General features: G+C 45.2%; 13 protein-coding genes and 1 riboswitch. Of the genes, 4 read left to right on the top strand and 9 right to left on the bottom strand.

What is annotated here, in order from left to right; translation table 11 throughout:
* Positions 1-2: 2 nt before the first annotated feature.
* Complete coding sequence (locus tag BS614_RS29850; RefSeq protein ID WP_074096539.1) at positions 3-2,405, top strand: ABC transporter permease; 2,403 nt, start codon at positions 3-5, stop codon at positions 2,403-2,405.
* An 83-nt stretch (positions 2,406-2,488) separates the two neighbouring features.
* Here BS614_RS29850 and mmuM read toward each other — a convergent pair whose 3' ends face one another.
* The 8 genes from mmuM to BS614_RS29890 form a co-directional block, all read right to left on the bottom strand.
* Complete coding sequence (gene mmuM / locus BS614_RS29855; protein ID WP_074096540.1) at positions 2,489-3,556, bottom strand: homocysteine S-methyltransferase; 1,068 nt, start codon at positions 3,554-3,556, stop codon at positions 2,489-2,491.
* A complete protein-coding gene (gene mmuP / locus BS614_RS29860) occupies positions 3,534-4,946 on the bottom strand; it encodes an S-methylmethionine permease (protein ID WP_074096541.1) in 1,413 nt (470 codons plus the stop codon). Before mmuP ends, mmuM begins: the two co-directional genes overlap by 23 nt.
* A gap of 92 nt (positions 4,947-5,038) precedes the next feature.
* A riboswitch (SAM riboswitch) is annotated at positions 5,039-5,140 on the bottom strand.
* 70 nt (positions 5,141-5,210) lie between these two features.
* Complete coding sequence (locus tag BS614_RS29865; protein WP_084174841.1) at positions 5,211-6,413, bottom strand: Ger(x)C family spore germination protein; 1,203 nt, start codon at positions 6,411-6,413, stop codon at positions 5,211-5,213.
* Positions 6,410-7,510 (bottom strand): spore germination protein, encoded by a 1,101-nt coding sequence (locus BS614_RS29870; RefSeq protein ID WP_074096542.1) that lies wholly within the window; start codon positions 7,508-7,510, stop codon positions 6,410-6,412. Before BS614_RS29870 ends, BS614_RS29865 begins: the two co-directional genes overlap by 4 nt.
* A 38-nt stretch (positions 7,511-7,548) precedes the next feature.
* Positions 7,549-9,261: a spore germination protein gene (locus tag BS614_RS29875; RefSeq protein WP_074096543.1), complete on the bottom strand. Its 1,713-nt coding sequence runs from the start codon at positions 9,259-9,261 to the stop codon at positions 7,549-7,551.
* 151 nt (positions 9,262-9,412) lie between these two features.
* A complete protein-coding gene (locus tag BS614_RS29880) occupies positions 9,413-10,333 on the bottom strand; it encodes a methyl-accepting chemotaxis protein (protein ID WP_244898234.1) in 921 nt (306 codons plus the stop codon).
* 471 nt (positions 10,334-10,804) lie between these two features.
* Positions 10,805-11,329, bottom strand: coding sequence for a VOC family protein (locus tag BS614_RS29885; RefSeq protein ID WP_210436956.1), 525 nt, complete (start codon positions 11,327-11,329; stop codon positions 10,805-10,807).
* Between the two features lie 229 nt (positions 11,330-11,558).
* Positions 11,559-12,002 (bottom strand): VOC family protein, encoded by a 444-nt coding sequence (locus BS614_RS29890; RefSeq protein ID WP_074096544.1) that lies wholly within the window; start codon positions 12,000-12,002, stop codon positions 11,559-11,561.
* 87 nt (positions 12,003-12,089) lie between these two features.
* Here BS614_RS29890 and BS614_RS29895 point away from each other — a divergent pair, with 87 nt between their 5' ends.
* The gene (locus tag BS614_RS29895; protein ID WP_074096545.1) at positions 12,090-13,058 is read left to right on the top strand and encodes a helix-turn-helix transcriptional regulator; all 969 of its coding nucleotides are present in this window, start codon (positions 12,090-12,092) and stop codon (positions 13,056-13,058) included.
* 38 nt (positions 13,059-13,096) lie between these two features.
* Here the strand turns inward: BS614_RS29895 and BS614_RS29900 are convergent, their stop codons facing one another.
* Positions 13,097-14,278, bottom strand: a complete 1,182-nt coding sequence (locus BS614_RS29900; RefSeq protein WP_074096546.1) for an MFS transporter — start codon at positions 14,276-14,278, stop codon at positions 13,097-13,099.
* Between the two features lie 168 nt (positions 14,279-14,446).
* Between BS614_RS29900 and BS614_RS29905 the strand changes: the two genes are divergently transcribed.
* Entirely contained in the window at positions 14,447-15,328 is an 882-nt protein-coding gene (locus BS614_RS29905; RefSeq protein ID WP_083684888.1) for a LysR family transcriptional regulator, read from the top strand.
* 21 nt (positions 15,329-15,349) lie between these two features.
* Entirely contained in the window at positions 15,350-16,024 is a 675-nt protein-coding gene (locus tag BS614_RS29910; protein WP_074096547.1) for a VOC family protein, read from the top strand.
* Positions 16,025-16,059: the final 35 nt, after the last annotated feature.

Consider the following 16,059-nt stretch of genomic DNA (forward strand, 5'->3'; position numbering starts at 1 on the left):
CGATGGCTGTCATGTTTAAACTTAGCTTGTCGTATCTGAGTAGGAACAAAATACAAAATGCGTTGATTGCGCTGCTCCTGCTACTCTCAACACTTCTTGTATCTACAGCTATTGTCATTCTGACGAACACAGGCAATCAGTTTTATGAAATGCATACCCGCACCCATGGATCTCATCAGATCCTGACGTTTGAAAAAGGGCTCAATGACCCTGACGCTGTGCACAACTGGTGGGCTTCTCAGGATGGAGTTCAGGTGTCCCCTTTGCTAACGTATCGTACATTGTCAGGCATCATATTGAATGAAACTCACATCCCTAACATCTACCTGTACATGTTTAATACGCCTCCGCCGCCTTGGGGTGTGGATGAACTAATTTTCTCAAGCGGGACGCCCGACACAGTTCCCGAACAAGGCTCCGTCTGGATTCCAACGTCCATGGCGAATGCTTATCATATTTCCGTAGGTGATACCATTGGCTTCAAAACCGGCTCAAGCACAATCGAATTAAATGTATCGGGCATTGTCATCGATGTACCATATGGGGCACCCTTCTCCAATACAGCACGGGTCTGGATGAATCCTACCGATTATCAACATGATCTCGCGACACTTGCTGGCAACGAGAATCGTATGATGGGCATCCATTTTAACGATTACAGCATGAATTCGGTGTATTGGGAACGATACAATCGTGAGACAGGTATTCCGTTTCTGGAATCCAAAATGGAGTTCGAGGCCATTGCCTCTTTTTATCTGATCATCAATCAGGTTATTGGATTCATCATGATATTCATGGGTGTTGTCATGCTCTCCATCGCCCTGGTGACCATCGGGTTTACGATTGCGGATGCCATTCTGGCCAATTACAGAACGATAGGAATCCTCAAATCACTAGGTCTGACTTCCCGAAAAACGATAGGCACCTATGTTATTCAATATGCATTGTTATCCATCGTAGCTATTATCCCCGGACTTGCACTCAGTATATGGATATCCAAATGGATCATTAATATTTCTGTATCCTCTCTTCGAGTGGCGAATCAGAACATTCCAGTCCAAGGATTGGACGCGGCCATACTGGCCGGCGTACTTCTATTTGCTCTAGTGATTCTGTTCACTGTGTTATATGCCAAAAAGGCACGCAGCATACAGCCCGTGCAGGCTATTCGTTATGGTATGTCGGAGACAGATCACAGCCGGATGGCTGGGAAAATGAATTCGCCATTGGCGCACTGGATCGGGTTCGCACGACTGCCTGTGACCGCCGTGCTTGGATTCCGACATGTGTTCAAAAATACCAAAAGCTCTGTTCTAACACTCCTGCTAACCACAATAGCTTCCTCCGTACTTGTTCTAAGTTATGTTCTGCTGACCAGTATAACCGGAATTGAACAGACCGCAGCTAAATGGGGATATGACAATGCCAATGTCGCAGCAGTAGTCGTGAACAAAGGTAACTTTCCAAAGACTGAATTGAAACAAACGTTAGAAGAGGATACACGGATTAGTAATGCAGGCTGGCAAGGGAACACAACGGGTGTAATTAGCCCGGAGTCTTTGGCAACAGTAGAGGGCCAATCCATCAGTCTCAACTTGAGTGTACTGGACGGGAGTTATCAGGAACTTGGATTCGAAACGTTAAAAGGGGTTAACCCACAACATGCAAACGAAATTGCCATTGGTGTAAGTGTAGCCAAAACATCAGATAAAGATCTCGGTGATCTTATCGATATCTATATTGAAGGAGAAAAGCGTACATTCCTCATCACAGGCATCTATCAGGCGTTCGCCAACATGTCTGTTTCAGGCAGAATCACCATTGATGCCATGAGAAGTGTGAACCCGGATTATAGTGAATTTGATGTTATCTTCATCAATGTGAACGATATGGCACAAGCGGGTAAGGTTGCCTCGGAATTAAATGAGCAATTTAAAGATTTTGCTTCGGTAGTCACTCAGAAGACATTGCTTGATTCGGTTTACGCGGAAGCCGCGAACATCCTGATCTATCCGATGAGCCTGATTGGATTGCTGTTTATCACTGTGACGTTCATCATTATTTTCAGTACCTGTAGAATCAATATTCGTAAAGAAAGCAGAACGTACGGAATATACAAATCGCTGGGAATGACATCCCGCCAAATCCGGTTGTCGCTCACCATGGGAATGTTCATACTATCCTCCGTGGGAGCCATACTGGGTATTTTCGTCGGCGTATATCTGCTGCCTCTTCTACTCGAAATGGTCCTTTCCGGTTATGGTATCGTACAACTTCCACTGATCCTGCATTGGGGTGGAATGGTACTGTTCACCTGTCTAAGCATCATTGCAGCCAGTCTTGGCTCGTGGTTCTCTTCGAGAATCATTCGGGAAGCATCGCCACGTATGCTGGTTATCGAATAATGTAATCAGAATGCCTTAACACAATAAAACAAGCCCTTCCATACCTCTATAGGATGTGGAAGGGCTTATTATCATGATATGAACTATTTCCGCCACTTCTTCGCAAGTGCACCAATCTGATGTGGCGTTGTTCGGCAACAGCCGCCAATAATTTTCGCGCCCGCAGCAACCCACTGCTCCGAAGCATCACTCATACTGCCACAAGTACCCTGTCCACTCCACGTCTTCGTCACTGCATCATATACTTCTCCCGAGTTCGGATACACAATGACAGGTTTGTCGCTGGCACGACTCAGAATACCTACGGCTTCCGTCACCACTTCCATCGGAGCACAGTTCAGGCCAATTGCCGCAATCTGCGGCTCGGAGCCAAACGTCTGTGCACATACTTCAAGCGGTGTGCCTTCGCTGATGCTTGTCCCATCTTTTAAAGAAAAAGATAACCAGGCATACGCATGAGGAAACTCCTTCAGTAAATCAATCAGCACCTGTGCTTCCTGCAAGGAAGGAATTGTCTCAAACGCCAGAATATCTGCACCCGCTTCAATCAACGCCGCCATACGCGGACGGTGAAATGCGGCCAGCGTCTCATCCGACACGCCATAATGTCCCACATACTCTGAACCATCCGCCAGATAGGCGCCGTACGGTCCAACGGACCCGGCAATAATTGGACGTGGACGAAGACTGTCTGCTTTCCGATCCACTCTACGATTTGTTATATGCTCCTCATTCTCCTCAGTTTCGGAACGTACCGAAGGAGCTTCTACAAGCTGACCTGTCGAGCTTTCTCTTCCCACTAAATCACTCTGCACTTCTGCCCACACGTCATCTCTCGCCTGTGCAGCCAGTTCAACCGTCTTGCGGATCAGCTCTAGTGCTTCCTGTTCACCAATCCCTCTCTTGCGGAAACCATCCACCGTCGCCTGATAACTGGATGTAATCGCACAATCGGCTCCTGCTCGAAAATAATCTGCATGGACCTGAACAATAACATCCGGATTCTCAAGCAACACACGAGCAGACCATAGTGGATCATCGAGATCACATCCATGCTGTTCGAGTTCCGTAGCCAACGCTCCATCCAGAATCATGACCGGATGTTCACGAAGGATCTGTTCTATGGGGTTAGTCTGTTGTGCTTGCGTCATGTACTTGTCCTCTTTTCTTATTCACACGTTCTGTCAGATAATAAGCAGCGTAACATACTGCGATAAATGGAACCCCACAATACAGCGCAATTCGCTGTGTCGGGTCAAAGGCAATACCTATGCATGAAGCCAGGCATAATATAAATGAAACAATTGGTACCACCGGATACAGTGGTGTGCGGTAGACCAGATCTTTGACCGCATGTCCTTCCCGGATATATTGTCTGCGGAACATGTATTGGGAAGCGCTGATGCTCATCCATACCGCAACGACAGCGAGACCTGAAATGGAAACCAGCGTAATATACACCGTACCTGGCGCAATAATACTGGACAGCAATGCCAACGCACCACCCACCATACTAATCAGAAGTGCATTCAGTGGTACCCCGCTTTTGGTCAATTTGGCAAACCACGGAGAGATCGTTCTTTTGTCAGCCAGAGACCAGAGCATCCGTGAAGATGCATACAGGCCTGAATTGGCAGCAGAGAGAATCGCCGTCAGAATAACAAAGTTCATAATGTCTGCTGCATAGGGTACACCCACCCGCTCCATTACCGCTACAAACGGACTTTCCAGTACACTGGCATCCGACATGGGCAGCAAGGCTGACAAGATAATAATCGTTCCGATGAAGAAAATAACCAAACGCCACAGCGTTGTATGAATAGCCTTTGGTATCGTCTTTTCAGGGTTCTCCGTCTCACCGGCGGCAATGCCGATTAACTCGGTGCCTGAGAAGGCAAAGTTTACAGCAAGCATGGTCATCAATATCGCTGTAGCCCCATGAGGGAACCACCCGGATGCGGTAATATTTGATAGAAATGGAGCCGGTTCAGAATCCGCCATGGGAATGAACCCAAACATGGCTGCGCCACCGATAATAATGAAAATTACGATAGTCACTACTTTTACAGATGAGAACCAGAACTCGGATTCCGCAAATAATTTCACCGTTAGAGCGTTGAACAGAAAGATCATCAGTGCAAAAATCGCGCTCCATATCCATACGTTCACCGATGGGAACCAGCGCTGCATCAGCAATCCGGCGGCTGTGAATTCAGAGCCAAGCGCAACAGTCCAGGTTAACCAGTATAACCAAGCCACCGTGTAGCCTGTTGCTGGTCCGATATATTTGGCTGCATAACTATGAAATGCTCCCGTCTCTGGCATATGTATAGACAGTTCACCAAGACAGAGCATCACCAGATATACAACGATGGCTCCGATCAGATAGGACAGAATGGTTCCCAGTGGTCCCGCCTGCTGAATGGTGTAACCTGAGCTGAGGAATAATCCCGTTCCAATGACTCCTCCGAGAGAGAGCATGACCACATGCCGTGCCTGCATTTTCCGCTGAAAATGCCCTTTGTCGTTGTTGTTCTCCATACCTGCTGCTCCCCTACTTCTTCATCCAGAAAAAACAAAAAAGACCCACTCTGCCTAAAGAGTGCGCCGTTACTGACAAATAAAAACAAACGCTCCTATCTATCAGGCTTTCACCCGCTGGAATTAGCACAGTATCCTTCAGATCTGTTGCTGAGGTTTCTAAGGGCCAGTCCCTCCACCTCTCTGGATAAGAAAATGATTTTTTACTAATATAGCGATCTATCATGAATGTGTCAACACTTAAAAAATTAATGGCTCACCTCGCTATTCGGTGGAAGACCCCGGATTGGTGATGGTGGTCTTTACCTCATACGTGATCGGCACGGTGCTAAAAATTTTATCCCAATCGTCTTTGACTTTTTTCCATGTTTTAGGTTCTTTGATACGCAAGCTATCCCGAAAATCCGCAACATCTACTTTATAGGTATGCTGCAGCTTGTATAACACCTGGCGAATCTGTTGTTCGGCCAGTTCAGCAAAATCTTTTTCCAACTCTCTAAGGTATGCCCCTTTTTCTTCTTCTTCGGGAGCACGCCAATCTTCCATCAACCAGCCTTCGGATTCGGTCTTTACATGGAATGAAATATCATTGCCAACAACCTTGGGAATAATTTTCACTTTTTTCTTCTTGATTTCATATACCACGGTGAATCCTTCCTTGTTATGTGTTTTTAAGACACCTCCTTTTTTTTTGGAATTGAGCCATGACAAACCTTCAAGATCTGTTTGACTAAGTTCTCCGATGAATTTGGTTGTTTTTCCATCAAAGATGCTGCCTCCAGAGAACTTGTCCTCTCCATGGGAGTTCAACACATTTTGAAGCAGAAAGCTGGAACCGGACTGCATTTGAGCATCTAACTTAGACAGTAATACAGGATCCAATATTTTGTTGGACAAATACGAATTGTTCGTAATTCCTGTGAGATAAAATGCCGGAATCCGAGACGGGTCCTGTGAAGTCAACACATCTAATGCACGATGATGACTGATCAGCACCAGGCAGTTCGGTCGAATATCATTATCCCGTAGTACAAAATCAAGCAATTGGTCTAAACCATATTTTTTGGCAATATCCTTGGAGACAACGATAACTTTCAGATGATGTCCGATAAGAGGCTTATCTCTTCTTAGCGCAAACTGACGGAATATTTGCAGCAAGGAATCCCCGGTAAGCTGTTCATTGGAATAGGATGTTTTGCCAGAAGAAGGTGAACCAGATTGTTGACTCGTTTTACTATCGGAAAATCCTGGAGCAATCTGCACAGTAGCGGTCACATAGTTCTTCTTTGGGTATGTTCCTCCCTGAGCAGCGATGTCTTTCTCGAATTCAGTCTCTTTACCGACATCAATTCCAAGACCGACATAGAGACTTAGATCCTCTATTTCCCGACTGCTCCAGCATCCAGACAGCGTCAACAGAATGCACAAGACAGAAGCTACACGTAATAGCATACGGAATGGCATCATGCATGCTTGCCTCCTTTTTTGCGAATCAGACTTAACAACAGTAGGACCAGAGGTAAAATGGCGAATAGAATCACAGATACATTGCCGAGCATATCCCCGAGTGCAAAGGTATCATCCACCGTTTTGGGCATCATGGCTGTCACATAAATGAACGGAAGCAGACCATACATAATGCCCTTGATTTTTTTGGTACGAAACAAATCACGAATGCCCACCGAAGCGCAGTAGTGTGTGATCGCTGTAGTCGAGAAAATTTGCATAATCCAGATGACCAGCAATAAGGATTCGAATCTTTCGAATATTAAACCTTGTATCTCAAAGCTTCTTACCAAATCCAGCGTTGGCCAGGTGCGCGTTTTGATCCCATCAAGGGATAAACTGCCTATGACCATTACAACCGTGATCAAGTAGATAGTGGTGGATATGAATATCCCCCAGCTCATTGCCTTATTACTCTTCTTCGGATTTTTCATATAGGCAGTCATGATTAACATCACCTCATATCCCGTGTATGACAGTAGTGAGGGCTTCAGTCCTTTGAAAACGGGCATAAACCCATCCCCAAGCACAGGTCTTAGATTCCCAATCTCAAATAGCTGATTACTAAGTAGAATTTCGATGACAAATATAATGATCGTAATCGGTAGAATAATCTCGAACACGCGTACAATGACACCAAGCCCACCCGAGATCATATATATACCGATCCACATGAAGACCATCACAATTGCCCAGGTGGGGGTGCGTTCGAGTAGATACATTCCTGTCACATCAGCCATGACTCTTACTTCAAAAGCTGCAATGACCGTGAAATACATAATCATAGCAAATCCCAGTATGTAGGCAATCCAGTTCCCCGTAATTTCACGGGTGAACTGGAACACGGTTTTCCCCGGAAATCTGCGACACAGGGTAACCATAATTATTCCGATACCTGTAATAATCAGCCCAGACAGCATAATGGAAATCCAGACATCTGGTGTTCCTACAGCCTTGCTGATCGTTCGAGGCAACGTCAATATCCCGGCACCAAGCATGTAATTGACAATAATTACAACGGCCTGTGTCGTGGTTAGCTTTCCTTGGGAGCCATTCACTTTAGTTCACCTCCAGACCTTCAGTAGATGGAATTCCACTATTTTTTTCGATCATCATCTATCGGATTAGTCATCTTGGGACGCATTCTCATCATATTTAACGGAGCACGAATAACGAAATCCTTCCATTCATTCATGTGATAAGGAACGGCTGGAGCTACATATGGTACGCCAAAGCTTGAGAGTCGTGCCAGATGTGTACACACAAGCAGGAAGAACATTACAACACCATATAGTCCAAGTATAGCTGCACTAAACATGGCAGCAAATCGCAGAATCCGCAGCGTTAACCCTGCACTATAGACGGGAATCGTAAAGGAAGAAATGGCCGTAACCGCAACGACAATAACCAAGAATTGGCTTATAATTCCCGCCTGCACTGCTGCTTGGCCGATAATCAGACCTCCTACGATACCCATCGCTGGCGCAATTGGTTTAGGCAGCCGTATCCCTGCCTCCCTCAGAATCTCAATCGAAAGTTCCATGATCAGTACTTCAATGATTGAAGGAAAAGGCACTCCTGTCCGCGTTTCAATAATCGTCAATACCAGCTTGGTTGGAATAAGACCCGGATGGAACGATATAAACGAAATATAGAGCGCAGGAGCAAGCAATGCCAGCATCGCGGCCATAAAACGCAGCACTCGCAAAAATGTTCCGGGAATCCAGCGTTCATAATAGTCCTCGGGAGACTGAAGCAACATGCTAAAGGTAACCGGTACAATTAATACAAATGGCGTTCCATCCAACAAAATTGCCACTCGGCCTTCCAGAAGGGCACCCATCACCCGGTCAGGTCTTTCCGTATTCAGTACCTGTTGAAAAGGACTCAGCGTACTGTCTTCGATGAGTTGTTCCACATAACCTGATTCCAGCATCGAATCCATATCCATCTCTTCAATTCGCTTGCATACTTCAACCACGAGATTTGGATCGGCAATATCCTGAATATAGGCTATCGCCAAATCTTTTTTGATCCGTGAACCCACTTCATACTTCTTAATAAACAGGCTCTGATCACTTCCATAACGACGCAAAATGCCTGTATTATCGCTTAATTGCTCTGTAAAACCAATACGTGGTCCGCGAAGCAACCCCTCGGATAAAGGTTCATTTATACCTCGTGTTTTGATATTATGGGCTCCAATTAATAAAGCACCTGGCAAGCCATCAACCAATAGTGCATTTTTCCCGAAAAGCACACCAACTGCGAGCTCTTGAAGAGACTTCGTCTCCTCAACCAAACTGACAGGAAGTAATTGATCTTGCAGATATGCCGACAGTAAGTGTGCATTGTCCGGATGAAGGAAACCTTCCTGCTTAAGTAGAGGAACACCTTCTAACATCAACGGTGTAATCAAGTGATCATCAACTAAGTCCTGATCTACCAGGCCTTCGGTATAAATGACCGCAGCCCGTGTATTCGTTCCTCTAATAATAAATTCCCGAATATGCACGTCTGCATTGAGTCCAAAGCTTTCTTTCACACTCGTCAGATTTATGCTGTACTTCTCGGTTAATTTAATATTGGCATATTGGCCTGTTTCGGTCCCTTCACCCTGCCCTTTGGCTGCTGGCGAGATATCCTTCGAGGATACGGACGATGGCTTCGAACGAGAGAAGCTTCCACGCTTAATGGCAGCATTGATCCAGCGTATGCTCAAGGTAATACCAATTGGAATGATGAAGACCAAGAATGCCTGAATCCATATGGGCCATTCCGGCACGTAGGATACAATTGTTGACCACATGTTCCCACCCCAACATTTCTCTGCATGACATAGCTGCAGGTATTCCCAAGTATTGTGTCCCCGTTTGATCACAATAATTCCCGTTTTTTTGTGTACAGAACAGCAAAAAAAAAAGCGGTTCCTGTATTAGGAACCACTATTCGCTCTATAATTATACGATTCTGGTCACATGCTCCGCTTTGGCATCCAACAAGTGGGCTGAAGCAGCAATTGCTGTAAAATCATTCAATGCAATCTCAATCTGCTTCTGGCTCTGCTCCACATATTCTTCTACTTTTTTGGTACCTCCTGTGATATTACCAATCTCCTTCGTTATTCCAGTCACGCTATCACGAATCTCATTAATCGAACTCTCTACCATTGCGGATAGTTTCTTAACTTCCTTGGCCACGATATCAAATCCTCGTCCGTATTCTCCTGCATGTGCAGCCTCAATGGCAGCATTCAACGCGAGCAGTTGCGTCTGAGACGAAATCTCGCGTATCGTTCGTACCACGCCCTGAATCGATCCGGCCTGTTCCTGCAAATGAGTCAACGTTGCACGGTTAGAAGTCGACACCTCAGAGATAAAGGAAATACTTGACATCAACTCCTGGCTCCGTTCAATGCCTACATCTGCCTGCCCATTCAGTTCATGGGACATCGTTTTCAGCTCGTTCACTACGACCGAAATGTTGTTCTGACGGTTGGTAATGTTGGTGGCGATTTTGGAGACACCCAGTATCTTCTGATTCGTCTCATCGTACACCGGCATATATGTCGCCTCAAGCCATACGGAATTCCCCTTTGCATCCTTGCGTTCAACCTTGTCCTGGAAGCTGACACCATTAAATATGCTATTCCAAAAAGCATCATATTCCGGAGTATTTGCAAATTGACCGAAGCACAGTTGCTGATGCTTCATGCCGTACATCTCATCTACCGTATATCCCATCGTCTGGGCAAAGACTTCATTCACGTAGGTTACCCGGCGATCCAGATCGAATCGAATGATAGCAAGACTTTTCTCCATCGCCTTGATGACCATTGCATCGGTGACAACATCTTTCTTTTCCATATCTAATATAGACACTTGATAACCCCCACAGTTCATTCCATAATAGACAGCCTTTAACTAGCAAAAAACGATCATAACAACATATGTATCCATCAGGTTCTAAATGACTCTACTATTGATACCCGATTTGCAGCATTTTGGATCACCTGTTGTTATTTATTTTTATTGCAACCCTTTTCAGTCAAAATATATAGTTGTTCCTTCGTTTCAATGTTTCTTCAATATCCTGGATAAAAGGCTTCCATCAACATACTTTCGGAACATGTTCATCGTCCAGAAAAGAGACGTTATAACTTATCTTATCCGTAAAATATCTCTGTATCTACTAGTACGTATCGTAACATAAGGCAAAGAGGTATACACTTCTGTATTTGTAACGTATTTGTAACATAATTTCTGTTTTTTAGTAACCGTTTAACCCCTATATACAAGAAAAACAGAACGATTTGTCATGCATCGTCCTGTTTCTTATCCAGTCTCATCTTTTTATTTTTTTCGTGGTGTCCAGCGCTTCGTTTCACTATGATTCGGATACTGAATGCCCGCAGGATAGGAGATCAGCTCGATCAGCATCCCCCAAGGTGCCCTTCCATACACAAACTGATTTCCTTCTCCGCCTTCAATATGACCGTTTAACGCCCCAGGCTCTGTTAGCAACACCCCGCCCGCTTCTTCGAAGTGTCGTGCAGCTTCTTGCATATCGTCCACATACAACGACATATGCTGCAATCCGTAATCCGATGCCCTAACTGGTTCTGATTGCGCTGTATTTACGTACTGAAATAACTCTATACTGGCGCTCTCCCCGAGCGATAACATCCGAATATGAATAACCTTTGCTCCTGAACGCAGTCCTAATTTACGCTCTGCCTCAGGTCCTTCCTGTGGGGGATCATCCGGCGTTATATGGTCATAGGCAAGCTCAGCTCCAAACGCCTGTTGTAGAAATAGTGTCGCCTGCTCCATATTCGGTACAGTTATTCCAATGTGGTCGAGTCCTCTCGTAATCATATTATCCCTTCTTTCCTTTTATCCATTGAACTTGCTTGTACACAGCGACATCCGTACCTATATGATTTACACGAAAAGAGGTCCGCTATAACCATCGGTTGCTCGAACGACCTGTGTATAGAAACCGAAAAAAGAAGAGCGCATGATATCCATGGCTCTTCTTTTTTTGATGTTTCTAAGTTAGTTACAGGCTTACATACCAAGTGCAAAACCGGGGACTGAACTCATTTTAAAAATCGTGCACAGTGACACACAGCTGAATCGCAATGCCAAATGGGTCCCTTACAATACCGTATCCTGGGCTGAATTCATTTTGTTCATACGGTACCAGTATCTTCACGCCCTCATGTTGCATCAAAGAATGATACAGTTGATCGATTGTATTTTTATCCTTGGATTGAATACATAGTGACGTGCTGTTCCCCAGCTGCCATGCTCTCTCCGTGTCCATTGCTTCTTCCGCAATCATGACCTTGTTAACCCCGATCTCCAGCACCGAATGTGTAATATACTCATCTTGACCGGCAGGGTACTCAAAACCCGGGTTCATTTCCTTCATCTCTTTATAACTTTTCTTGAATATCACCTTGGCGCCCAGAAACTCCTCATAAAAAGCAATGGCTGCCGCCGCATCCCCGTTCATCGACAAAAATGGTATCACTTCAAAATTCATTATATTGCCTCCTTGTTCCTATTGGATTACACTTATCACTATAACAACGAAAGGTGCCAATCCATGGCACCATTAAGAGGGTTTGATATGAAAAAATCAGAACGTATGAACCAGATGCTGCGCTTTATTAATCAAAAACAACAGTTCACCCTGCAAGATCTTATGCAGGAGTTCCAGATCTCCAAACGAACCGCGTTAAGAGATATCGCTTCATTGGAAGAGTTAGGTGCGCCCATCTATGTCGAATATGGACGCTACGGCGGATATCGACTGCTGCAACAGATGCAGCTGCCTCCCATTTCGTTTAATACGGGGGAGCTTCATGCCCTTTATTTTGCGTTGCAGGCTCTCCGCAGCTTCTCCAGCTTACCCTTTCAAGTCTCTTTCCGGACCATTCATGAGAAATTTATGAGGGCGTTATCCGACAAGCAACGACAGGATATTGAGAACATCCAACACCGGGTTTACTTCCAACATACCGAGCAGATCCGCGACAGTGCACATTTGGAGTTTCTGTTGATGGCTGCTGTTCAGAATATAGTGATCCAGATTACGTACGCTAATCAGCGTAGATCCTCTGATCAAAGGCCATCTTCTGCACACACCCATATCCGTACCATTCAACCCATCGCACTCTATGCCAGGAAAGGCTATTGGTATTGCCAGGCCTATGATCTGCATAAACAAGCGTATCGTGTATTTCGCTGCGACCGTATCATTTCAGCCGAAACAACGGAGATTGAACCTTTGGCTCATGTAAAGGAACTATATTCACAGGATGCCCAATCTCTAAGGAAACCATCGGAACAAGCAATTCCATTCAAATGCCTGATTGATGAAGCCGGGATGGAGCTATTCCAGCAAGAACATTTCCCATCAATGCAGATCATCGAGCAGATGGGACACATGTATCTTGTCGGTTCGTATGAACCTCACGAGCTTGATTTTATAGTGAGATATCTTGCAGGCTATGGTAACTCGATTAAGATTATGGAGCCCGTCATCTTACAGAAAGCATTAAGGCAGTACTATCTGGACTTGTTGGATCATGTATAAAGATCATATTTCTTTATTCATTTTACTTCACATGCCTTTTAGCTCTGCTCCTGGCTAACTTTTAACATTTTTTTATTACCAATAGCGACTTGAACGATAATCTGCAACACGATGATGATAGCCAAACCATAAAATGCTTGCACGAAGCTGCCTGTTAGATCGCGGAGCCAACCAATCGCCAGCGGTCCAAGTGCTCCAAGAATGTAGCCACCAGATTGAGTCATAGCCGACCAGCTACTCGCTTCCTGAGCATTGTTTGTCTCATCAATCGGCAACATGAGTGCAATTGGGAACAGTCCACCTGCACCAATACCGAGCGGAATCGCCGCGAGCCACGGACTGACAGAGAGATTCAGCATCAGGACACCTATTAACTCCAACATCGCACATCCAACAAGCCAGAAGACACGTCTTTGGTACCGATGTACAAGCATGGGAATGAATAACGTTGAGGGCAATGATATCAATGTAAATAACGTTTGGATGTTGCCAGCAGTCTCTTGGCTATATCCATGGCTCTGAATGGCTGGCGCAAGCCAGGCGGTTAATGAATAGAAGATCGCGGCCATCAGTCCAAAGAACAGTGTCAGCACCCATGCACGCCTGTTCTTCACCGGAAGTGATGCGTGGACTACAGCCGAAGTTTGTCCGGATTGCCGCTCTGTACGCGCAGACCAAGCTAATTTTAACCAGATCGGCAATGCAATGGCAGCGAGTAATGCCCACGTAGCCAAAGAACCTCTCCAAGATCCCCCCAACGTCTGCTGAAGCGGAACCGATAATCCCACACTAATGCTGGCCCCCATCACCATTGCTGTAGAGTAGATGCCGACCATGGCTGCCACTCGGTTAGGGAAATACTGCTTAATGAAGCTGGACAACAGCGGCCCTGCCAATGCAATCCCTACACCTGACAGAAAAGAAGTGAACATCATCAACGGAGTTGCGCCTACGAACAATCGTAATCCCGTACCTATCCCAATAAGGATTAAAGCCAGCACAATGGCTCCTTCGTTCCCCCACCTTCTACTTAGTCTTACAGAGAATGGAGCGAATATGCCCATACATAATACCGGTAGTGTAGTTAACAGACTGGCGGTCATGCCGCTCAAACCCAGATCATTCTGTATGGTACTCATCAGAGGAGAAATGGAAGTAATCGGTGGTCTTAAGTTCAGTGAAGCCAGAATAAGCGCCAATACAATATAAAAAAGTTTCATTATGGATCACCTCATGGGAGTAGTATTCTTGCCTTCACCAAAGATCCTATTTGTTAATGTCAGGATCTTTGAGTGTTGCACGATTAAGTATAGATTCATTATAATGATTGAACAATACTATTGTTTCTATTAAAATGATTACTAAAACCAATGATCAGAGGTGAATTCATGGAGATTCGTCAAATGGAAAACTTTATTACAGTGTGTGAGGAGCTTCATTTTACACGGGCAGCTGAGAAACTTGGCATATCTCAACCTACGTTGAGTCAACAGATACGTGGGTTGGAGGATGAACTTGGTGTTCCTTTGTTTGACCGTGTCGGCAAAAAAATAGTGATGACCCAGGCAGGTACTCTGTTTCTGGAGCACTGTGTACAGATGATCCGGCATTTACAGAATACCCAGGATGCGCTGGCTGAATTTCGGAATGATCAGCGGGGACGATTGGTTATTGGTGTTCTTCCGTCGGATTTGGATTACCGTATCACTCCATTGCTCGTTGATTTTCATGCCCGATTCCCCAAGGTACAATTGAAGGTTATCTCTTCGATCTATGTCGTAAATCAAGTGTTGGAAAATGAAGTCGACATCGGCATCGAGATCACGTCTGCCCCGGATAGGCGGCTTGTACGCATTCCTTTGTGCAGTGAAGAATATGTACTCGTCGTTTCCGAGAATCATGATTGGGCTGAACGAAGCACAATTGAAATTCAGGAGTTACGTGATATCCAAACGGTGATGTTCCCCGAAGGATTCACAGGCAGAGAATTGGTCGATGGCTATTGCCGTAAATATGGATTTACCCTAAATACCATCATGGAGACCAGTTCGGCAACCTCCATCATTAGCCTGGTCAAAGCCAACGTCGGAGGAACACTGCTGCCTTATCCTCTGATCAAAGCCATGAATGAGCCCACGCTACGTTGCATCCGAATTACAGACGATCCGCCATACCGGCACTTTGAGATCATCCATCGGTCCGACCGTTACCTGACGCAATCGGCCAAGGCATTTATTGAGAAGACAATCGAGTATTTCAATCAAAGGTGAGATTAAAAGGAGGATATTCAAATGAAAATAAGAGAAGTTGGTTTGTTGACACATCAGATTGAGGCCATAAAGGAGTTTTACGGTACACTACTGGAATTGGAGCTTGTGGAGGATGGTACAACATTCGTTTCATTTCGTGCGGGGAACTCGGTCCTATCTTTCAAGAAGACGCCAGAGCAAGAGAACCCATACTATCATGTAGCGTTTACGATTCCAACGAATAAACTTGCTGATGCAAAAAGGTGGGCTCAAGACCGTAACATTCCATTGCTCTCGAAAGATGGACAGGATGAATTTTATTTCCCCTACTGGGATGCAACAGCCTTCTATTTTTATGATCCAAGCGGCAACTTGATGGAATTTATCGCTCACCATTCACTCGATAATGCAGTTGATGAAGCTTTTGAAGCGAAGCATCTATTATGTATTAGTGAAATCGGTCTGCCTGTCGATGATGTTCCTGAGACAATGAACACATTGAATGAGCATTATCAACTTGAACCATTTGCCGGAGACGGAAAACAATTCTCCCCCACGGGTGATGCAGAAGGCATGTTTATTGTCATTGATAAACAGATGCCCTGGTTCCCAGACGGACGCATGCCTGGTGTATTTGCTACAGAGGTGAAGGTGGAAACTGGGCAGCCCGGTAGTCTGCGTATACAGGACGATATGTACTCGATTGTATCTAATTAAAGGAGAACAACTAAAAAAGCCGAATGAACTCAGGA

It is taken from the genome of Paenibacillus xylanexedens, assembly GCF_001908275.1.
Classification (GTDB): domain Bacteria; phylum Bacillota; class Bacilli; order Paenibacillales; family Paenibacillaceae; genus Paenibacillus; species Paenibacillus xylanexedens_A.